The sequence below is a fragment of the Micromonospora sp. WMMD714 genome, from assembly GCF_029581315.1.
In the GTDB taxonomy this organism is placed as follows: Bacteria; Actinomycetota; Actinomycetes; order Mycobacteriales; family Micromonosporaceae; genus Micromonospora; species Micromonospora rifamycinica.
This window is the reverse complement of sequence record NZ_CP120744.1, coordinates 2,542,803-2,562,648: the sequence shown is the minus strand read 5'-3', so window position 1 is coordinate 2,562,648 and position 19,846 is coordinate 2,542,803. Positions and strand designations below refer to the sequence as shown.

Sequence of the window (19,846 nt, the reverse complement as noted above, 5' to 3'; positions counted from 1 at the left end):
GCCGGGGTGGAGGATCACCGGGTGGGGTCAGCGGGTGATCAAGAGGTTTAGGTCAATCTCGCGGACGAGATTGACCTAAACCTCTTGATCAACGGGCCAAGACCGGACCAGGCCGGGCCAGGGCCGGGACCAGGCCGGGCCGGGCCGGGCCGGGGGAGTTGAGGGGTGGGGGTTCAGGCGGTGTCGACGATCATGCCGGCGGCTACCGTGCGATTGGTGGCCTCGTCGATGATGATGAAGCCGCCGGTGGTGCGGTTGCGGCGGTACTCGTCGGCGAGCAGCGGCACGGTGGTGCGCAGCCGGACCCGGCCGATCTCGTTGAGTTTCAGCTCACCGGCGGCCTCGTCGCGGTGCAGGGTGTTGATGTCCAGGCGGTAGTACAGACCGCGCACGATCGTCCGCGCCGTCCGGGTGGTGTGCTTGATGGTGTACTTGCCGCCGACCTGGAGCGGCCGGGTCTCGTCCATCCAGCAGACCATCGCCTCGATGTCCTGCGAGACGGTGGGGGCGTTGTTCGGCCGGCAGATCATGTCGCCGCGGGAGATGTCGATCTCGTCGGTGAGGCGGACGGTGACCGACATCGGGGGGAACGCCTCGTCGACGGGTCCGTCGGCGGTCTCGATGGCGCTGATCCGGCTGGTGAACCCGGACGGGAGGACCATCACCTCGTCGCCGGGCTTGAGGACGCCGGAGGCGACCTGACCGGCGTAGCCGCGGTAGTCGGTGACCGTGGTCGACTGGGGGCGGATCACGTACTGCACGGGGAACCGGACGTCGACCAGGTTGCGGTCCGAGGCGATGTGTACCCGTTCCAGGTGGTGCAGCAGGGACGGGCCTTCGTACCAGGGCATGTTCTCCGAGCGGGTGGCGATGTTGTCGCCCTGCAACGCCGACACCGGCACCACGGTCAGGTCCGGTACGTCGAGTTTCGCGGCGAACGCGGTGAACTCGTCGGCGATCTGCTCGAAGACCTCCTGGGAGAAGTCGACCAGATCCATCTTGTTGACGCACAGCACCAGGTGCGGCACCCGCAGCAGCGAGCACAGGAACGCGTGCCGCCGCGACTGTTCCACCAGCCCCTTCCGCGCGTCCACCAGGATCAACGCCAGATCCGCCGTCGACGCCCCCGTCACCATGTTCCGGGTGTACTGGATGTGCCCCGGGGTGTCGGCGATGATGAACTTGCGGCGGGGGGTGGCGAAGTAGCGGTACGCCACGTCGATGGTGATGCCCTGCTCCCGCTCGGCCCGCAACCCGTCGGTGAGCAACGCCAGGTTGGTGTACTCGTCGCCCCGGGCCGCGCTGACCGCCTCCACCGCCGCCAGCTGGTCGGTGAACAACGACTTCGTGTCGTAGAGCAGCCGCCCGATCAGGGTCGACTTACCGTCGTCCACGCTTCCCGCGGTGGCGAACCGCAGCAGGTCCATCGGCCGGGCCTCGACCTCGGGCGACACCGTCTCGGTGCTCATCAGAAGTAACCCTCCCGCTTGCGGTCCTCCATCGCGGCCTCGCTGACCCGGTCGTCGCCCCGGGTCGCCCCCCGCTCGGTGATCCGCGTCGCGGCCACCTCCTCGATCACCAGGTCCACCGTGTCGGCGTCCGAACGCACCGCCGCCGTGCAGGAGGCGTCGCCGACGGTGCGGTAGCGCACCCGCGCGGTGAACGGCTCCTCGCCCGCCCGGGGCTGGAAGAACTCGTTGACCGCGTAGAACATGCCGTCACGCTCGACCACCTCCCGGTCGTGCGCGTAGTAGATCGACGGCAACGGCACCCGCTCCCGCGCGATGTAGTGCCAGATGTCCAACTCGGTCCAGTTCGACAACGGGAACACCCGGATCGACTCCCCCGGATGATGCCGACCGTTGTACAACGACCACAACTCCGGCCGCTGGTTCTTCGGATCCCACTGCCCGAACTCGTCCCGGAACGAGAACACCCGCTCCTTCGCCCGCGCCTTCTCCTCGTCCCGCCGCGCCCCACCGAACAACGCGTCGAACCGGTGCTTCTCCACCGCGTCCAACAACACCGGCGTCTGGATCCGGTTCCGCATCCCGTCGGCCGACTCACGGACCGTCCCGGCCGCGAGTGCGTCGGGGACGCTCGCCACGATCAGGTGCAGGCCCAGCTCGGTGACCCGCTGGTCGCGGTAGTCGAGGACCTCGGGGAAGTTGTGCCCGGTGTCGACGTGCATCACCGGGAACGGGATGTTCGCCGGAGCGAACGCCTTCTGCGCCAACCGGAGCATCACGATCGAGTCCTTGCCACCCGAGAAGAGCAGCACCGGCCGCTCCATCTCGGCGACCACCTCACGCATCACGAAGATGCTCTCCGCCTCCAGGGCGTCGAGGTGGGAGACCTGGTAGGAGTGCGTGGGGGCGCTCATGCCACGGGCTCGATCGGCGCGGATCCGTTCATGGATTCCAGACCTTTCCGGTCGGACAAATCAAAAACAGCGCTCAGGCTACCCGGAATGTCTCTGCAACGCTGCAAGCAACCGGCTGGCGAGATCCTTGCGGCAGACCAGCAGGTCCGGCAGGCGCGGATCCGCCTCGTTGTATCTCAGCGCAGAACCGTCGATTCGGGAAGCGTGCAGGCCGGTGGCCGTCGCCACAGCGATCGGCGCCGCCGAGTCCCACTCGTACTGGCCACCCGCGTGGATGTAGGCGTCCACGTCCCCGGTCACCACCGCCGCGATCTTCGCCCCCGCCGAACCCATCGGCACCAACTGCGCGCCCACGTCGTCGGCCAGCGCGGTGAGGAAGGCCGGCGGCCGGCTCCGACTCGCCGCCAACCGCAGCGTACGGGCTCCCGAGGTGGCCGCCTCCACCGTCATCGGCGGGTACGCCGGCGGGTAGTCCGTGGCCAGCACCCGGTGCTGCGCCGGCAGACCCACCGCGCCCGCCACCAGCCCGTGCGGCGACGGCGCGTTGCGCGCCCAAAGCGCCACGTGCACCGCCCAGTCGGACCGCCCCGGCTCGGAGAACTCCCGGGTACCGTCCAACGGATCGATGATCCACACCCGGTCGGCGGTCAGCCGGGACACCCCGCCGACGGCGCCCACCAGCCGCGACCCCTCGTCCTCCTCGGAGAGGACGGCGTCACCGGGTCGCCACTTCGCCAGCTCGCTGCGGATCAGATCGTGCGAGACCTTGTCCCCGGCCGACTTCAACGCCCCGGCGTCCGCGAACCCCAGCTCGGCGCGAAGCTCCACCAGGGCCTGCCCGGCCCGGTCCGCCAGCCATCGGGCGAACGCGCCGTCGATCATCGGAGGACTGCCCACGAACTCGCTCCCGTCGCCGCACCACGGCCCGCGCGGGGGTCGGGCCACGTCAGAAGGCGCAGACTACCGGCACCTCCACCGCGCTCCGAGTACGCCCCCGCGCCTCAGGCCCCGTGATACGCGTTCTGGGTCGGCTCGACACCCTTGGTGACCACCGACTCCACCACGTCGGCGGCCCGGTCCACCAGGAACGCCAGCTCCTTGCGCTCCGCCGCGCCGAAGTCCGACAGCACGAAGTCCGCCGGATCCTGACGCCCCGGCGGCCGGCCGATGCCGAACCGCACCCGGGCGTACTCCTTCGTCCCCAACGACTTCGACATCGAACGCAGACCGTTGTGCCCGCCCTCGCCACCGCCCAGCTTCACCCGCACCTGCCCGTACGGGATGTCCAGTTCGTCGTGGATGGCGATCACCCGGTCGGCCGGGATCTTGTGGAACTGCGCCAGCGCGGCCACCGGCCCCCCCGACAGGTTCATGTACGTCTGCGGCTTGAGCAGCACCACCTTCGGGCCGCCGAAACCGATCCGCCCCTCGGCGACGTCCGCCACCACCCGCTTGTACCGGCCGAACCGCGCGCCCAGCCGTACGGCGAGCAACTCGGCGACCATGAAGCCGACATTGTGCCGGTTCCCGGTGTACTCCCGACCCGGATTACCCAGGCCGACCACCAGCCACGGCCCCGTCTCGTCCGTCACGTCCCGTATCTCCCCTCACCGTCGGTGCCCCGATACGCCGACAGGCGCCCCCGCGACGGGAGCGCCTGCCGTGAAACGATGCGGCCGATCAGGCCTCGGTCTTCGCCTCGGCGTTCTCGGCACCCTCGGCGGCCGAGGTCTCGGCGGCCTCCGCACCCTCGGCGGCCTCGGTGGCCTCCGTCTCCTCGGGGGTCTCGACCTCCGGCAGGGTGGCTTCGAGCTGCTCGGCGGTGGGGGCCGCGGTCACCGAGGCGACCGTCTGCTCCGCGTCGGCCGCCAACTCGACACCCGTGGGCAGCTCGACGTCGGCGGCGGTGACCTGGCTGCCGGCCTCCAGCCCCTCGATCGACGCCTCCAGGTGGTCCGGCACCTTGGTGGCGTCGGCGGTCACCGAGAGGGTGTCGTGGTCGTGCACGATCAGGGTGTCCCGCGCGGCCTCACCGGTCAGCTGGACCGGGACCTCGACGGTGACCTTCTCGCCCCGACGGACCAGCAGCAGGTCCACGTGCTCGAAGCTGTCCCGGATCGGGTCACGCTGGATCGCCTTCGGCAGCGCCAGCACCTGGGTGCCGTCGCTGACCTCGATCGCGAAGAGCTGGTTGGCGCCGCCCTTACGGATGGCGGCGGCGAACTCCCGCGCCGGCAGCGCGATGTGCTTGGGCTTCTCGCCGTGGCCGTACAGCACAGCGGGCACCTTGCCGGCTCGGCGGGTACGACGGGCACCACCCTTGCCGAACTCCGTACGGGGCTCGGCGCTGATCTTTACCTCGGACACGGGAAAACTCCTGATGCTAACGCTACGGCGGCTTGTCGTCTGGCGGTGCTGGGGCGAGGGGCTCGCTTGGGGCTCATGCGTCATGAACGACTGCCCGGAGCACCGCGTCGATGACGGTGCCTCCGTGCGGCGCTCTCTCAGCGACCCGCCGGGCACCCTCGCCGTGGCAACCGCACCAGTCTACCCGAGGTCTTTCCGGGCTCTCCGGCAGTCCCCGTCTCGCGCCGCCGCCCCGCGCGTCGGCCCCGGCCCGGTCGCCGCCGACCGGGCCGGCACAGCCCTCGGTCCGGGCGTCAGCTGAGCCCGCCGAAGAGGGTGGTCACCGACCCGTCGTCGAAGACCTCCCGGATCGCCCGCGCCAGCAGCGGCGCGATCGACAGCACGGTGAGCTTGTCCAGCTGCTTCTCCGGCGGCAGGGGCAGCGTGTTGGTCACCACCACCTCGGTGACCGGGCTGTTCTTCAACCGCTCGGTCGCCGGGTCGGAGAGCAGGGCGTGGGTGGAGGCCACCACGATCTCCGCCGCGCCGGACTCCTTGAGGATGTCCGCCGCCTTGGTGATCGTCCCACCGGTGTCGATCATGTCGTCGACGATCAGGCAGACCCGCCCCTCGACCTCGCCGACCACCCGGTTCGCCACCACCTGGTTCGGCTTCATCGGATCCCGGGTCTTGTGGATGAACGCCAGCGGGCAGCCGCCGAGCCGGTCCGTCCACCGCTCCGCCACCCGCACCCGGCCCGAGTCCGGCGCCACCACGGTCATCGGCCGACCGGCGAACTTGCGCTCCACGTACTCGGCGAGGATGTCCATCGCGAACAGGTGGTCCACCGGTCCGTCGAAGAAACCCTGGATCTGCGCGGTGTGCAGGTCCACGGTGAGGATCCGGTTCGCCCCGGCCGTCTTGAGCAGGTCCGCCACCAACCGGGCCGAGATCGGCTCCCGGCCGCGGTGCTTCTTGTCCTGCCGGGAGTACGGGTAGAACGGCAGCACCACGGTGATCCGCTTCGCGGAGCCCCGCTTCAACGCGTCGATCATGATCAGGGTCTCCATGACCCAGGTGTTGACCCCGTGTGTGACGGACTGGACCACGAAGGCGTCCGAACCACGTACCGAGTCCCGGAACCGGACGAAGATCTCCCCGTTGGCGAACTCGTACGCGTCGGAAGGGGTCGGCGCTACACCGAGCACCTCACCGATCTCCTTGGCCAACTCCGGAAAGCCACGTCCGGAGAAGAGCATCAGGCTCTTGCGGTTTTCGGCCACGATGCTACCCATGGGCTCGTCTGCTCCCGTTGGTCGGTGGTGCCCGGCGGCGGTGGGCCGGGGCTATTCGGTTGCAGTATGCCCCGACACCGACGACCCTCACACCGCCTCGGCACCCCCGTGGATTGCCTCACCTTCGCTTGTCGACGGCGAACCGCCCGACGCACCCTCGGCAGCCGCCCGGGCCTGCTCGGCAGCCCGCGCGGAGACCGTCCCCGGCCGGTTACGCAGCACCCAGCCCTCGATGTTGCGCTGCGGCGCCCGGGTCACCCCCAACGCCCCCGGCGGCACGTCCTGGCTGAGCGCGCTGCCCGCCGCCACGTACGCCCCAGCGCCCACCTCGACCGGGGCGATCAGGTTGGTGTCACAGCCGACGAACGCACCGTCACCGACCACCGTGCGGTGCTTGTTCACCCCGTCGTAGTTCACGAAGATCGTCGCCGCGCCGATGTTGGCCCTCGCCCCGATCGTCGCGTCCCCCACGTACGACAGGTGCGGCACCTTCGCGCCCGGCCCCACATCGGAGTTCTTCACCTCGACGAACGTGCCCACCTTCGCCTTCTCGGCCAGCCGCGCCGCCGGCCGCAGGTAGGCGTACGGGCCGACGCTGGCCCCCGGACCCACCTCGGCGCCCACCGCGTGGCTGCGCAGCACGGTCGCCGCCGGACCCACCACCGTGTCGACCAGCGTCACGTCCGGCCCGACCACCGCCTCGGCACCCACCACCGTGGCCCCCCGCAGCTGGGTGTTCTGGTCGAGCACCGTGTCCCGCCCGACGGTGACCGTCACGTCGATCCAGGTGGTCGCCGGGTCGAGGATCGTCACCCCGGTCCGCATCCAGGCCTCGTTCACCCGGTCCCGCAGCAGCCGGCGCAACCCGGCCAGCTCCACCCGGTCGTTGCAGCCCAACGTCTCGACGTGGTCGGCGGCCACGTGCACACCGACCGGCTCACCCGCCGAGAAGAGCAGCCCGAAGACGTCGGTGAGGTACTCCTCACCCTGGTCGTTGTCGGTGGAGAGCTTGCCCAGCGCGGCCCGCAGCCGGGCCAGGTCGAAGGCGTAGATGCCGGCGTTGATCTCCCGGAGCGCCCGCTGGGCCGGGGTCGCGTCGCGCTCCTCCACGATCTGCTCCAGCCGACCGGCGGCGTCCCGGACGATCCGCCCCAGCCCGGTCGGGTCGGGCACCTCGGCGGCGAGCACCGTGGCCGCCGCCCCCTCGCCCTCGTGCGCCGCGACCAGCGCCTCCACCGTCCCGGTCCGCAGCAGCGGGACGTCACCGTTGATCACCACGACGGTGCCGGTGGCGTCCGGCACGGCGTCCAGCGCGATCCGCACCGCGTGCCCGGTGCCGAGCTGCTCGGCCTGGAGGACTCCGGTGGCCTCCGGGGCGACCTCGGCCAGGTGGGCGCGGACCTGATCCGCCCCGTGCCCGACCACCACCACGGTGCGGTCCGCGCGCAGCGGCCCGGCCGCGGCCAGCACGTGGCCCAGCAGCGTCCGGCCGAGCAGGGGGTGCAGTACCTTGGGCAGCGCCGACTTCATCCGCTTGCCCTCCCCCGCGGCGAGCACGACGACGGTACGGCGGTGGGGCTGGGACACGGGTGGGCTCCCGTCAGGGAAGGCGACAGTCTCGCCGCCATGCTAACCAGACTGCGGCGGGCGATCAGTGGAAGCTCCCGGGAGAGGACTCGAACCCCTACAATCAGGACCAAAACCTGACGTCCTGCCATTAGACGACCCGGGACGGTCTAAAACCGGCAAACCGACTAGCTCGGTCGACCTCCTACACCTTAGCGCCCCTCACCACCGCCGCCATCGCCCATTCCCCTCATGATCCCTTCGATCCGCCAGTACAGCTGCCGGGACCTGGGCACCTCGACGATCAGACAACCCCGATAGTCCGCCCCGGTATTGCGGCGAATCGTGTCGGGCCGGTGGCGCTTGAGCGACGTGGGGCGGAACGCCTCGACCGGGACGCCAACCCGCTCGGCCCACCAACGGACCGCCGCCTCGGAGTCCGCGGTCTCGTGGATGCTCACCCGAAAGCGCAGGGTCTCCCGTGGTGTGCCCGTCGCCTCGACGAAACGGATGAAGACGTCGACCAGCCCGGGATCACTGTTGATGAACCTGACCCGACACTCGTGGGGTCGCCAGGGCTTGGCCTTCTCCCCCTCCGCCCAGTAGAGCGCCGCGCCCACCAGGATCAGCTCACGATGCCGCAGCGACCCGACCCAGGCCGCAGCGTCCGCCACGGTGGCTGCCCGCGCGGCGTCCCGTGCCTGCCGATGGGCCGCCCACCGGGCGTCCGTCATCACCTTGGAGTGCGCCCGCCGGCGTTCCCGGGCGGCCTCGTCGTCCGGGTCGAGGGGAAGGTGTCTGACCCAGAGGTAGGCGGTCGACTTCGCCACCCCCAGTTGGGTCGCGATGTCGTCGACCGAGCGGCCCTCGCCGCGCAGCGCCACCGCCGCCGCGCGCAGCCCGTCCTTCGCCGTCGGCCGCCGGGTCCACGCCGGTGGCGGGACGCCGCGCAGCAGCGCGTACACCCGGTTGCGGCCGAGACCGGTGCGGGCCTGGATCTGGCGGACGGAGAGCCCTTCCCCGGCGCGCAGCCGGCGCACCTCGGCGGCGCTCGGATCGGTCATGGCCGGCAGGTTAGGACACCCGTACGACACCCCTCGGGGTCGGTGCGGTGTCGAAGCCGGCGGTGCCACGGGGATCCACCTGGCAGGATGGCCGGGTGACCGAGACGGACGGGCACGACCGGAGCATTCCACGACAGGGCGTCACCGAGCGCCGGCGAGGTGACGAGATGGCCCAGACCCCGACCGGGAACGATCCCGGTGCGCGACGACGGTCGGTACCGGCCGCGGGCGCGAAGCCGGCGTCCCGGGTACGGATGTCGGCCGCACAGCGTCGCGAGCAGCTGATCGCGATCGGTCGGCAGGTCTTCGCCGAGAAGGGCTTCGACGCGACCTCGATCGAGGAGGTGGCGGCGCGGGCGCGGGTCTCCAAGCCGGTGATCTACGAACACTTCGGCGGCAAGGAGGGCCTGTACGCGGTGGTCGTCGACCGCGAGGTGCGGGCCCTGCTGGACCGGATCACCACCGCCTTGACAGCGGGTGACCCCCGCGAGTTGCTGGAGCAGGCCGCACTGGCCCTGCTGGGCTACATCGAGGAGGAGACCAGCGGGTTCCGGGTGCTGGTGCGGGAGTCGCCGTTGATGTCGGCGACCGGCAACTTCAGCAGCGTGATGAACGACGTGGGGCACCAGGTGGAGCACATCCTGGGGGCCGAGTTCTCCAGCCGGGGCTACGACCCGAAGCTGGCCGAGCTGTACTCGCAGGCGCTGGTGGGCATGGTGGCGTTGACCGGCCGCTGGTGGCTGGAGGTCCGCAAGCCGGGCAAGGAGACGGTGGCGGCGCACCTGGTGAACCTGGCCTGGAACGGCCTGTCCCATCTGGAGGCCGAGCCGGGGTTGATCACGGTACGCAGGCCCGGCTGACCGGTGCGGCCCGGGCGGGCCGGGCACCGGGAGAGCCGGGCAGGCGGCAGCTGGGCACCGGGAGAGCCGGACACCGGGGCGGCGGGCCGGTCAGCGGGCCGGGTGGAGGCGGTCGGCCCGCTCCCGTTCGGCGTGCTCGTCGGTGCCGATCTTGTCGTACAGGCCGGTGGCGAGCAGCAGCAGCCCGAACAGCAGCGAGACGATCACCGTCGACATGGAGAAGTTGAGGATGTTGGCGCGGGTCTGCAGCACGCTCATCATCGCGATGCCGGTGACCATGAAGACCACCCCGGCGGTGAGGTTCATGACGTGGCCGAGGTTGCCGCGCCGGGACGCCCCGACGATCAGGACGAGCCCGAAGACCATCGAGACCAGCGAGAAGGCCAGGTTGGTGCGCAGGCCCAGCGCCCAGTGGCTGCCCCGGGCGAACAGCGGCTCGCCCCAGGTCTGCACCACGCCCCAGACGCCGAAGACCAGGATGTAGAGGCCGACGAGACCGGCGAAGACCCGGTACAGCGGGCGGGCCGGGTGGTTGACCGGGAAGTGCGCCATGGCCCCTCCTGCACGTGGACGCGATATCGGGAGAATTGTCCCCCGTCCCGCCGTCCGGCGTGGGCGAAACGCCAGGCTCCCGGCCTGCCCGCGAGTACGGGTCAGAGCACCAGGCGGGCCTTCTGCCAGGCTTCCTTCTCGTCGTCGGTGCCGACCTTGCCGTACATGCCGACCATCAGCAGGACGAGGCTGAGGGTCATCAGCACGATCACCGTGAGGATGCTGAAGTTGGCCACGTTGGCGTCGGTCTGGAGGAAGGCCAGCCCGGCCAGGCTGATCACCATCAGGGTGTAGGACAGCCACTGGTTGATCGCCACGTCGAGGTTGCGGCCGATCACCGTGCCGACCAGGATGACCACCCCGAACAGCACGGACAGCAGCGAGAAGCCGAGGTTGGTGCCCTGACCGAGGACCTTGGTGTCGTCCTGGGCGAAGATGTCGTTGCCGGCGCTGGCGATGACGCCGAGCACGCCGAAGACCACGAGATAGAGACCGAGGAGCCCGCCGATCGCCCGGTAGACCGGCCGCGCGGGGTGGTTGACGGGGGTGTGGGCCATGACTGTGTCTCCAACGCCGTTCGGGTGAGGGTCGCCGACGATTGTCCCGTACGCGAGGGTGTGACGCCGCACACGGGGGCGGTCCGGGGTTACAGCGGCGGGATCTCGTCGGCCAGGGTCAGCCAGGTCTCCTCGCTCCGCTCCCGCTCGGCGCGTACCTCCTTGAGCTGCGCGTCGAGTTCGGCGACCCGGGCGTAGTCGGTGGCGTGCGCGGCGAGCTGGTCGAGGAGGGCGGCTTCCTTCTGGTCGAGCTTGCCGATCTGCCGTTCCAGCCGGGTCAGCTCCTTGCGGGCCTGCCGGGCGTCGGCGGCGGACATCCCGCCGCCGGCCGGGGCGGCCGGGGCGGCGGCCGGGCCGGGCGCGGTCCGGGCCGGGCCGGGTCCGGCGGCGCGGGCCAGGTACTCGTCGACGCCGCCGGGCAGGTGCACCAGCCGTCCGTCGCCGAACATCCCGTACGCGGCGTCGGTGACCCGTTCGATGAGGTAGCGGTCGTGGCTGGCCACGATGATCGTGCCGGGCCAGGAGTCGAGCAGGTCCTCCAGCGCGGCGAGGGTGTCGGTGTCCAGGTCGTTGGTGGGCTCGTCGAACAGCAGCACGTTGGGCTCCCCGGCGAGCAGCCGGAGCATCTGGAGCCGGCGGCGCTCCCCGCCGGAGAGGTCGCCCACCGGGGTCCAGAGCCGGCGGTCGTCGAAGCCGAACACCTCGGCGAGCTGGGCGGCGGAGATCTCCCGGTCGCCGAGCTGCACCCGGCGGGCGACCTCCTCGACGGCCTCCAGGACGCGCAGGTGGCCGGGGAGTTCGGCGAGTTCCTGGGAGAGGAACGCCGGCTTGACGGTGGAGCCGGTGTGGAACCGGCCGCCGTCGGCGCTGGTGATGCCGGCCAGCAGCCGCAGCAGGGTGGTCTTGCCGGCGCCGTTGCGGCCGAGGATGGCGATCCGGTCGCCGGGGCCGACCTGCCAGGTGGTGTCGTGCAGGATCTCCTTCGGCCCGGCGTGCAGCCGGACGTGCTCCAGGTCGTACACCTGCTTGCCGAGCCGGGCGGTCGCCATCCGCTGCAACGACATGGTGTCGCGCGGCGGCGGTACGTCGTCGATGAGCGCGTTGGCCGCGTCGATGCGGAACTTCGGCTTGGAGGTACGGGCCGGTGGGCCGCGCCGCAGCCAGGCGATCTCCTTGCGGAGCAGGTTCTGCCGGCGGGCCTCGGTGGCGGCGGCGACCCGTTCCCGTTCGGCGCGGGCCAGCGTCCAGGCGGCGAAGCCGCCCTCGTAGGCGCGGACGGTCTGGTCGGCGACCTCCCAGGTGGTGGTGCAGACCGCGTCGAGGAACCACCGGTCGTGGGTGACCACGACGAGCGCGCCCCGGCGGCCGACCAGGTGCCGGGCCAGCCAGTCGACGCCACCGACGTCGAGATGGTTGGTGGGCTCGTCGAGGATGAGCAGGTCCGACTCGCGGACCAGCAGGGCGGCCAGCGCCACCCGGCGGCGCTCGCCGCCGGACATCGGGCCGACCGGCTGGTCGAGGCCGAGGTGGGGCATGCCGAGGCCGTCGAGGATGGCCCGGACCCCGGCGTCGCCGGCCCACTCGTGTTCGGCGCCCATGCTCTGGCCGAGCCAGGCGGTGCCGAGCACCACGTCCCGCACGGTGGCCTCGGGGGTCAGGGTGAGGGCCTGCGGCAGCCAGAGCACCCGCAGGTCACGGCGGTGGGTGACCCGGCCGTCGTCGGGGTCCTCCTGCTTGGTGAGCATCCGCAGCAGGGTGGACTTGCCGGCGCCGTTGAGGCCGACCACACCGATCCGGTCGGCGTCGTCGAGGCCGAGTGAGACGTCGGTGAGCAGCGGCCCGGCGGCGCCGTACCCCTTGGACACCCGGTCCAGGTTGACGATGTTGGCCACGGTCCCACCTTTCATGATCAAGGCGTCCCGGTGCCGGCGGGCACCTCGGGACGCCTGGGGCAAGGGTACGCGGCGGCCCGTCGGGGCCGGTGGGCGGCGCGGGTCAGCCGATGCGGGCGCCGGGGACCGGGCCGTGGGCGACCCGGGTCTCCCGACACACCCCGGCGGCGGCCACCTCGGCGGCGACCCGTTCCGCGTCGGCGGCGTCCCGGACCAGGAACACGCAGGTCGGGCCGGAGCCGGAGACGATGCCGGCGAGCGCCCCGGCGGCCTCCCCCGCCTTCAGCGTGTCGGCCAGGGCCGGGCGCATCGACAGCGCGGCGTCCTGGAGGTCGTTGCCGAGGCAGCCGGCCAGCACCCGGGGATCCCGTTGGCGCAGCGCGCCGAGCAGCCCGTCGGTGCTGCCCAGCGGCGCACCGGCGGTGCCGGCGGCGCGCAGCCGGTCCAGCTCCCGGTAGGCGGCGGGGGTGGACAGGCCGCCGTCGGCGACGGCCACCACCCAGTGCCAGGAGGTGGGGCGGGCCAGCACCGGGCTGACCGCCTCGCCCCGGCCGGTGCCCAGCGCGGTGCCGCCGTGGATCAGGAACGGCACGTCGGAGCCGAGGTCGGCGGCGATGCCGGCCAGCTCGTCGCGGGACAGCCCGGTGCCCCACAGGGCGTCGCAGGCGACCAGCGCGGCGGCGGCGTCGGCGCTGCCGCCGGCCAGCCCACCGGCGAGCGGGATCTGCTTGCGCAGGTGCAGCCGGGCGTGCGGCGGCACCCCGGCGTACCCGGCGAGGGCGTGGGCGGCCCGGATGGCCAGGTTGGAGTCGTCCAGGGCCAGCTCGCCGGTGCCCTCGCCCTCCATGGTCAGGGTGAGCGTGTCGCCCCGGCGGGCGGTCAGCTCGTCGTAGATCGAGATCGCGTGGTAGACGGTGTTCAGCTCGTGGTAGCCGTCCCGGCGCAGCGGTCCCACCCCGAGGTGCAGGTTGACCTTCGCGGGTACCCGGACCCGGACCGGCCCGCTGCTGCCCCGTCGCTGATGGTCGTCGTCGTCCGGTCGCCAGGCCTCGGTCACCGGGTGACGTCCCACCGGCACGGGCGGATGTCGAACGGGATCTCCACGATCAGCTCCTCGGCGGCGTCGGCGGCCGGCGGCGTACCGGCCGGCAACCAGGTCGGACGCGCAGCGGCGGCGCACCCCCCGGCGGGCACGGCGTCAGCCTACTGTGCGACGGGCGCGGGCGTCGGAGCCGACGCGGCGATCGCGGCGAACTGCTCCACGGTGAGCGACTCCCCGCGGGCACCGGGGTCCACCCCGGCGGCGGTGAGCGCCGCGGCGGCCCGGTCTGGGCCGCCCGCCCAGCCGGCCAGCGCCGCCCGCAACGTCTTGCGCCGCTGGGCGAAGGCGGCGTCGACCACGGCGAAGACGGCCCGCCGGGGCACGTCGTGGCGGGGTGGTTCGCGCCGGGTGAACGCGACCAGTCCGGAGTCGACGTTCGGCACCGGCCAGAACACGTTCGGCGGCACCCGGCCGGCGGCCCGGGAGCGGGCGTACCAGGCGAGCTTGACCGACGGGATGCCGTACACCTTGGAGCCCGGGCCGGCGACCAGCCGGTCGGCGACCTCCTTCTGGACCATCACCAGGCCGTGCCGCAGGCTGGGCAGCTCGGCGAGCAGGTGCAGCACCACCGGCACGGCGACGTTGTAGGGCAGGTTCGCCACCAGCGCGGTGGGCGGCGGGTCGGCCAGCTCGGCGGCGGTGATCCGCAGCGCGTCGGCCCGGTGCACGGTGAGCCGGGCGGCGCCCGGGCCGGCGTGGACGGCGGCGGTCTGCGGCAGCGCGCCGGCCAGCACCGGGTCGATCTCCACCGCGTGCAGGTGGGCGGCGGCGGGCAGCAGGGCCAGGGTGAGCGAGCCGAGGCCGGGGCCGACCTCCAGCGCCACGTCGTCGGGGGTGAGGCCGGCGGCGGTGACGATCCGGCGGACGGTGTTCGGGTCGTGCACGAAGTTCTGGCCGAGCTTCTTGGTCGGGTTGACGTCGAGGCGCGCGGCGAGTTCCCGGATCTCCGCCGGGCCGAGCAGGCCGGTCACGCCCCGAAGCGTAGTCGCGGGGTCCGGGCCGGTCACCACGGTCCGAAGGCCCGGTCGCCGGTGGCGGAGATCGCGACGCACAGCTCGTCGAGGTCGGTCCCGGTGGTCTCGGCCAGCGACCGCACGGTCAGCGGGATCAGGTACGACGCGTTGGGTCGACCCCGGTACGGCATCGGGGTCAGGTACGGCGCGTCGGTCTCGACGAGGAGCTGGTCGACCGGGGTGAGCGCGGCGGCCTCGCGTAGCGCGGCGGCGCTGCCGAAGGTGACGGTGCCGGCGAAGCTGAGCAGGTGACCCCGGCGGACGCACTCGCGGGCGAAGTCGGCGTCGCCGGAGAAGCAGTGCAGCACCACCGTGTCCGGGGCGCCCTCGTCGTCGAGGATCCGCAGCACGTCGGCGTGGGCGTCCCGGTCGTGGATGACCAGGGCCTTGCCGTACCGCTTGGCGATGGCGATGTGCGCCCGGAAGCTCTCCTCCTGGGCGGCCCGACCCTCGTCGCCGGTGCGGAAGAAGTCCATGCCGGTCTCGCCGACGCCCCGGACCCGGTCCCGGGCGGCCAGCGTCTCGATCTCGCGCAGCGCGGCGTCCAGGTCGGCCAGCCGGGGGGCCTCGTTGGGGTGCAGCGCCACGGTGGCGAGCACCGCCGGGTACCGGTCGGCGACGTCGGCGCCCCAGCGGGACGAGTCGACGTCCACGCCGACCTGGACCAGCCGGTCCACGCCGACGGCGGCGGCCACCTCGACCGCCGCGGCCACCGGGTCGGCGGCGTCGCCCCCGCCGGGCACCCCGGCCTCGCTGACGGTGATGTCGAGGTGGGTGTGGCTGTCCAGCACGGGACGGGGCAGCGGCGGCGGGGCGGGCGGGAACTCCCCGGCCCGGCGGGCGGCGCGCTGCTTGCGGGTTTCGGTCGGTCCGGTCATCGAGGTCAGCATCACACACCCGGCGTCCCCGACCGCACCGACCCGGACCGGTCGGCCCGGTCGACGGCGCGGCGGGATCGGGGCGGCTCCGGGCGGCGTCGGGGGCCGGGGCGGCGTCGGGCGGTGTCGGGGGGCCGGGGACCGGGGTCGGGGTGCGTTCCCGGGACGCCACCGGCTGTTCACCGGGCCGGCACCTGACCGGCTTAGCCTCGCCGGGATGAGCGTCACCGACCGGGCCAGCGACGCGGCCTCCGAGCGGACCGGGTTGCGCGTGACGTACGGCGGGGTGGTCCATCCGGCCGGGGAGCTGGCCCGGGGCGCGGCCTACGAGCTGTTCAGCGCCGAGGCGGCACCGGGCTTCGAGTGGGCGCCCCGACCGGGCTCGCCCTGGCCGTGGCGGCGGTTCGTGCACGTCACCGAGGTCACCGAGGTCACCGGCGCCGGCGAGCCCGTCGAGGAGCCGGAGGCAGCGCTGCTGATGCCGGTGCACCGGGACCGGGGCTGGTCGTACCTGCACCAGCTCAGCCAGCAGCCGACGGCGGCCGGCGATCCGACGCTGGTCGCGGTGCGCGGCTCGGCGGTGCTCCGGCGGGGCACCCGGATGGTCAAGGTGCTCTCCGCCCGGCAGCTCGCCGGCTACGTGCGGGGTTGGCTGCCGCACGGGTTCTGCTACCGCGAGCACGACGTGGCGCACCTGCGCACGCCGGCCGCGTTGGCGGTGCTGCGCGGCGACGGCACCAGTGGCGACGACAGCGACGTCGGGTACGCGCTGCGGTGGCGGGCCGCCGATCCCGGCGACTACGACGTGCCGGTGGGTGAGGCGCACCGCGGCCTGCTGGGGTTGCCGCCCCGGGAGCGGCTCGGCCCGCCGGTGCTGGGCACCGGGTTCGTACCGAGTTCGGCGCAGTTGATCCCCGAGTTCGTCACCCGGGACTTCGCCGACCTGCCGATGCCCGCCAACGCCAGCCTGCTGGCGTACACCGCCGAGGGCACCGAGGTGGTGCTCTACAGCTACCAGGCGGAGCAGCGGGGCTGGTTGCGGATGGTGGGGCCGCAGTGGCGGCACCTGCTGGCGGCGGTGCCGGGGCTCTCCCCCGACCAGGAGTACGTGCCGACCGGTGAGGTGCCCCGCTCCACCCAGCTCGTCGGCGGGTACGCGGGTGGCGAGTACGAGGCGGTGGCGGATCTGCCCGGCGGGTTCCGGGTGTTGGCGATGACCCGGGCGGCCCGGTATCCGGTGGACGCGGTGGCCCGGCGGCTGCGGTACGTCCGGTGGCGGGGTGTGCCGTGTCTGGTGCTCCGGGAGGAGGGGGGCTGGCTGCGGCTGCGGCTGCGCCGGCCGAATCCGGACGCGGTGCTCGACACCGGGGCGCAGTGCCACGAACGGGGCGTGTACGAGACGTGGGCGCCGGCCGCCGAGGTGACCGACGACCAGGTGGTGGACCTGCCGTACGCGCTGTGAGGGCATACCGGTGGCCGGTCGGGGAAAGCGCGGGGCGTCCGACACCGACGGATCAGGAGAAGACATGCCCTTCATCACCGTGGGTACGGAGAACTCCGCCCCGATCGACCTGTACTACGAGGATCACGGCCAGGGTCAGCCGATCGTGCTGATCCACGGCTTCCCGTTCAACGGGGCGACCTGGGAGAAGATGTCCGGTCCGCTGCTCGCGGCCGGGTACCGGGTGATCACCTACGACCGGCGGGGCTTCGGCAGCTCGGCCCAGCCGGCCACGGGCTACGACTACGACACCTTCGCCGCCGACCTCGACGTGCTGATGACCGAGTTGGACCTGCGCGACGCGATCCTGGTGGGCCACTCGATGGGCACCGGTGAGGTGACCCGCTACCTGGGCGCGTACGGGTCGAACCGGGTGGACCGGGCGGTGCTGATGGCGCCGTTGGCGCCGTACCTGTTGCAGACGAAGGACAACCCGGAGGGTGTCGAGAAGAGCCTCTTCGACGGGTTCCAGCAGGCGATCATCGCGGACCGGTTCGCCTACCTGACCCAGTTCTGCGACGCGTTCTTCAACTACGGCGAGAACAAGGGCAGGTGGGTCAGCGAGGAGGCCTACCGGGCGCACTGGCAGATCGGCGCGCAGGCGTCGGCGAAGGGCACCCACGACTCGGTGGACGCCTGGCAGACCGACTTCCGGGGTGACGTTCCGAACATCGACGTCCCGGTGCTGATCATCCAGGGTGACCAGGACAACGTGCTGCCGTACCCGAAGACGGGTCAGCGGTTGGCGCCGATGCTGCCCGACGGCAGGCTGGTCACGCTGCAGGGCGCCCCGCACGGCATTCCGTGGACCCATCCCGCCGAGGTGAACCAGGCGCTGATGGAGTTCATCGGCGCACCGTCGATGGTCCGCGCCTGACGTCGCGCCGACGCGGCCCCGGGGGGTTCCCCGGGGCCGGTTCGTCGTCCGCCCGCCGCGATGACGGACCCGAGGCCCGTCGTCCGGCCGTCGACGCGGCCGTTCGTCGTCCGCCCGCGCGCTCAGCCCTCCAGCCGGGCCAGCTCCTCCTCGACGATGGACGGGTCGAGCTTGCGGAAGACCGGTTTCGGCGCGGCGAGCGGCCGACCGGCGGGCAGCGGCACGGACTCCCAGCGGGCGCCGACCGTGTAGTCGCCGGTCAGCACCGGGTAGCCCGGCCCGCCGTCGAGGTCGTCGACCTCCTCGAGCACCGGCATCGGGGCGTGCACGCCGGTGCCGCCGAGCAGCTCGTGGATCTGCTGCGCGGAGTGCGGCAGGAACGGGGTGAGCAGGGTGTTGGCGTCGCTGACCACCTGGAGGGCGACGTGCAGGATGGTGCCCATCCGGGGCTTGTCGGCTTCGGCCTTGAGCTTCCAGGGGGCCTGTTCGGACAGGTAGCGGTTGGCCTCGGCGACGACCTTCATCGCCTCGCCGATGGCCTGCTTCTGCCGGTGCCGGCCGATCAGGTCGCCGACCGTGGCGAACCCGGCGCGGGCCACCGCGAGCAGCGCCTCGTCGGCCTCGGTGAGCCCGGCCGGGTCGACCGGCGGGATCTGGCCGAAGTTCTTGGCCGCCATGGAGACCGAGCGGTTGACCAGGTTGCCCCAGCCGGCGACGAGTTCGTCGTTGTTGCGGCGGAGGAACTCGGCCCAGGTGAAGTCGGTGTCGTTGTTCTCCGGGCCGGCGACGGCGATGAAGTAGCGCAGCGCGTCGGCGTCGTAGCGTTCCAGGAAGTCCCGGACGTAGATGACCACCTTGCGGGAGGAGGAGAACTTGCGCCCCTCCATGGTCAGGTACTCGCTGGAGACGACCTCGGTGGGCAGGTTGAGCCGGCCCAGCTCACCGGGCTGGCCGTCGTGGGAGCCGGCCCCGGAGTACCCACCGAGCAGCGCCGGCCAGATCACCGAGTGGAAGACGATGTTGTCCTTGCCCATGAAGTAGTAGCCCGGGGAGTCCTTGCCCTCCCCGTCGGCCGACCACCACCGGCGCCACGCGTCCGGGTCGCCGGTGCGCCGGGCCCACTCGATCGACGCGGAGAGGTAGCCGATCACCGCGTCGAACCAGACGTAGATCCGCTTGTCGCCGCGCTCCTGCCAGCCCTCCAGCGGGATCGGCACGCCCCATTCCAGGTCCCGGGTGATGGCCCGGGGCTGGAGGTCGTCGAGCAGGTTGCGGGAGAAGCGCAGCACGTTGGGCCGCCAGCCCTCCCTGGTGTCCAGCCACTGGCGCAGCGCGTCGGCGAGGGCGGGCAGGTCGAGGAAGAAGTGCTCGGTCTCCACGAACTCCGGCGTCTCGCCGTTGATCTTGGACTTGGGGTCGATCAGGTCGATCGGGTCGAGCTGGTTGCCGCAGTTGTCGCACTGGTCGCCGCGGGCGCTGTCGTAGCCGCAGATCGGGCAGGTGCCCTCGATGTAGCGGTCGGGCAGGGTCCGCCCGGTGGACGGGGAGATCGCCCCGGTGGTGACCTTGGGAACGATGTAGCCGTTGCGGTGCAGCCCGGTGAAGAGCTCCTGCACCACCGCGTAGTGGTTGCGGGTGGTGGTCCGGGTGAACAGGTCGTACGACAGCCCCAGCGCCAACAGGTCCTCGGCGATCACCCGGTTGTAGCGGTCGGCCAGCTCGCGCGGGGTGACCCCCTCGGCGTCGGCCTGCACCTGGATCGGGGTGCCGTGCTCGTCGGTGCCGGAGACCATGAGCACGTCGTGGCCGGCCATCCGCATGTACCGGGCGAAGACGTCGGAGGGAACGCCGAAGCCGGACACGTGGCCGATGTGGCGCGGACCGTTGGCGTAGGGCCAGGCGACCGCGGCGAGAACGTGACTCATGACCAGCAAGCCTAGTGACCCGCGCCGGGCGCCCG

The 19,846-nt window shown here is 72.2% G+C and carries 19 protein-coding genes and 1 tRNA gene; 3 read left to right on the top strand and 17 right to left on the bottom strand.

The window, feature by feature from the left end; translation table 11 throughout:
* Nucleotides 1-173: 173 nt before the first annotated feature.
* From cysN to O7625_RS11470, 9 genes are all read right to left on the bottom strand, one after another.
* Complete coding sequence (gene cysN / locus O7625_RS11510) at nucleotides 174-1,469, bottom strand: sulfate adenylyltransferase subunit CysN (protein ID WP_282345810.1); 1,296 nt, start codon at nucleotides 1,467-1,469, stop codon at nucleotides 174-176.
* Nucleotides 1,469-2,383, bottom strand: a complete 915-nt coding sequence (gene cysD, locus O7625_RS11505; protein ID WP_282345809.1) for a sulfate adenylyltransferase subunit CysD — start codon at nucleotides 2,381-2,383, stop codon at nucleotides 1,469-1,471. Before cysD ends, cysN begins: the two co-directional genes overlap by 1 nt.
* A 78-nt stretch (nucleotides 2,384-2,461) precedes the next feature.
* Nucleotides 2,462-3,265: a 3'(2'),5'-bisphosphate nucleotidase CysQ gene (locus O7625_RS11500; protein ID WP_067307177.1), complete on the bottom strand. Its 804-nt coding sequence runs from the start codon at nucleotides 3,263-3,265 to the stop codon at nucleotides 2,462-2,464.
* A 119-nt stretch (nucleotides 3,266-3,384) separates the two neighbouring features.
* On the bottom strand, nucleotides 3,385-3,975 hold the full coding sequence (pth, locus tag O7625_RS11495) for an aminoacyl-tRNA hydrolase (RefSeq protein ID WP_067307174.1): 591 nt from the start codon (nucleotides 3,973-3,975) through the stop codon (nucleotides 3,385-3,387).
* A gap of 88 nt (nucleotides 3,976-4,063) precedes the next feature.
* The gene (locus O7625_RS11490; protein ID WP_282345808.1) at nucleotides 4,064-4,750 is read right to left on the bottom strand and encodes a 50S ribosomal protein L25/general stress protein Ctc; all 687 of its coding nucleotides are present in this window, start codon (nucleotides 4,748-4,750) and stop codon (nucleotides 4,064-4,066) included.
* A gap of 293 nt (nucleotides 4,751-5,043) precedes the next feature.
* Nucleotides 5,044-6,024 (bottom strand): ribose-phosphate diphosphokinase, encoded by a 981-nt coding sequence (locus O7625_RS11485; protein WP_067307168.1) that lies wholly within the window; start codon nucleotides 6,022-6,024, stop codon nucleotides 5,044-5,046.
* 87 nt (nucleotides 6,025-6,111) lie between these two features.
* The gene (gene glmU, locus O7625_RS11480) at nucleotides 6,112-7,611 is read right to left on the bottom strand and encodes a bifunctional UDP-N-acetylglucosamine diphosphorylase/glucosamine-1-phosphate N-acetyltransferase GlmU (RefSeq protein ID WP_348774001.1); all 1,500 of its coding nucleotides are present in this window, start codon (nucleotides 7,609-7,611) and stop codon (nucleotides 6,112-6,114) included.
* A 74-nt stretch (nucleotides 7,612-7,685) separates the two neighbouring features.
* Nucleotides 7,686-7,756: transfer RNA gene (locus O7625_RS11475), tRNA-Gln, on the bottom strand.
* A gap of 46 nt (nucleotides 7,757-7,802) precedes the next feature.
* The gene (locus O7625_RS11470) at nucleotides 7,803-8,654 is read right to left on the bottom strand and encodes a helix-turn-helix domain-containing protein (RefSeq protein ID WP_282345807.1); all 852 of its coding nucleotides are present in this window, start codon (nucleotides 8,652-8,654) and stop codon (nucleotides 7,803-7,805) included.
* 167 nt (nucleotides 8,655-8,821) lie between these two features.
* Here O7625_RS11470 and O7625_RS11465 point away from each other — a divergent pair, with 167 nt between their 5' ends.
* Nucleotides 8,822-9,514 carry a TetR/AcrR family transcriptional regulator gene (locus O7625_RS11465; protein ID WP_282346908.1) on the top strand — a complete coding sequence of 231 codons (693 nt, stop codon included), beginning with the start codon at nucleotides 8,822-8,824 and terminating at the stop codon, nucleotides 9,512-9,514.
* A 90-nt stretch (nucleotides 9,515-9,604) separates the two neighbouring features.
* On the opposite strand, the gene O7625_RS11460 is transcribed toward O7625_RS11465, so the two are convergent.
* The 7 genes from O7625_RS11460 to O7625_RS11430 all read right to left on the bottom strand — a co-directional run bounded on the left by O7625_RS11460 (nucleotide 9,605) and on the right by O7625_RS11430 (nucleotide 15,520).
* Nucleotides 9,605-10,066 carry a DUF4383 domain-containing protein gene (locus O7625_RS11460; RefSeq protein WP_282345805.1) on the bottom strand — a complete coding sequence of 154 codons (462 nt, stop codon included), beginning with the start codon at nucleotides 10,064-10,066 and terminating at the stop codon, nucleotides 9,605-9,607.
* A 101-nt stretch (nucleotides 10,067-10,167) separates the two neighbouring features.
* Nucleotides 10,168-10,623 (bottom strand): DUF4383 domain-containing protein, encoded by a 456-nt coding sequence (locus O7625_RS11455; RefSeq protein ID WP_282270875.1) that lies wholly within the window; start codon nucleotides 10,621-10,623, stop codon nucleotides 10,168-10,170.
* A gap of 89 nt (nucleotides 10,624-10,712) precedes the next feature.
* Nucleotides 10,713-12,515 carry an ABC-F family ATP-binding cassette domain-containing protein gene (locus tag O7625_RS11450; protein ID WP_282345804.1) on the bottom strand — a complete coding sequence of 601 codons (1,803 nt, stop codon included), beginning with the start codon at nucleotides 12,513-12,515 and terminating at the stop codon, nucleotides 10,713-10,715.
* Nucleotides 12,516-12,618: 103 nt separating this feature from the next.
* Nucleotides 12,619-13,572, bottom strand: coding sequence for a 4-(cytidine 5'-diphospho)-2-C-methyl-D-erythritol kinase (locus tag O7625_RS11445; RefSeq protein ID WP_282345802.1), 954 nt, complete (start codon nucleotides 13,570-13,572; stop codon nucleotides 12,619-12,621).
* Complete coding sequence (locus O7625_RS11440; RefSeq protein WP_282345801.1) at nucleotides 13,569-13,709, bottom strand: hypothetical protein; 141 nt, start codon at nucleotides 13,707-13,709, stop codon at nucleotides 13,569-13,571. Before O7625_RS11440 ends, O7625_RS11445 begins: the two co-directional genes overlap by 4 nt.
* 9 nt (nucleotides 13,710-13,718) lie before the next feature.
* A complete protein-coding gene (gene rsmA / locus O7625_RS11435) occupies nucleotides 13,719-14,588 on the bottom strand; it encodes a 16S rRNA (adenine(1518)-N(6)/adenine(1519)-N(6))-dimethyltransferase RsmA (RefSeq protein ID WP_282345800.1) in 870 nt (289 codons plus the stop codon).
* A gap of 32 nt (nucleotides 14,589-14,620) precedes the next feature.
* The gene (locus O7625_RS11430) at nucleotides 14,621-15,520 is read right to left on the bottom strand and encodes a TatD family hydrolase (protein WP_282345799.1); all 900 of its coding nucleotides are present in this window, start codon (nucleotides 15,518-15,520) and stop codon (nucleotides 14,621-14,623) included.
* 205 nt (nucleotides 15,521-15,725) lie between these two features.
* Here O7625_RS11430 and O7625_RS11425 point away from each other — a divergent pair, with 205 nt between their 5' ends.
* Entirely contained in the window at nucleotides 15,726-16,970 is a 1,245-nt protein-coding gene (locus O7625_RS11425) for a hypothetical protein (RefSeq protein WP_282345798.1), read from the top strand.
* A 64-nt stretch (nucleotides 16,971-17,034) separates the two neighbouring features.
* Nucleotides 17,035-17,886, top strand: coding sequence for an alpha/beta hydrolase (locus tag O7625_RS11420; protein ID WP_282345797.1), 852 nt, complete (start codon nucleotides 17,035-17,037; stop codon nucleotides 17,884-17,886).
* 122 nt (nucleotides 17,887-18,008) lie between these two features.
* On the opposite strand, the gene metG is transcribed toward O7625_RS11420, so the two are convergent.
* Nucleotides 18,009-19,811 carry a methionine--tRNA ligase gene (metG, locus tag O7625_RS11415; RefSeq protein WP_282345796.1) on the bottom strand — a complete coding sequence of 601 codons (1,803 nt, stop codon included), beginning with the start codon at nucleotides 19,809-19,811 and terminating at the stop codon, nucleotides 18,009-18,011.
* Between the last annotated feature and the right edge of the window lie 35 nt (nucleotides 19,812-19,846).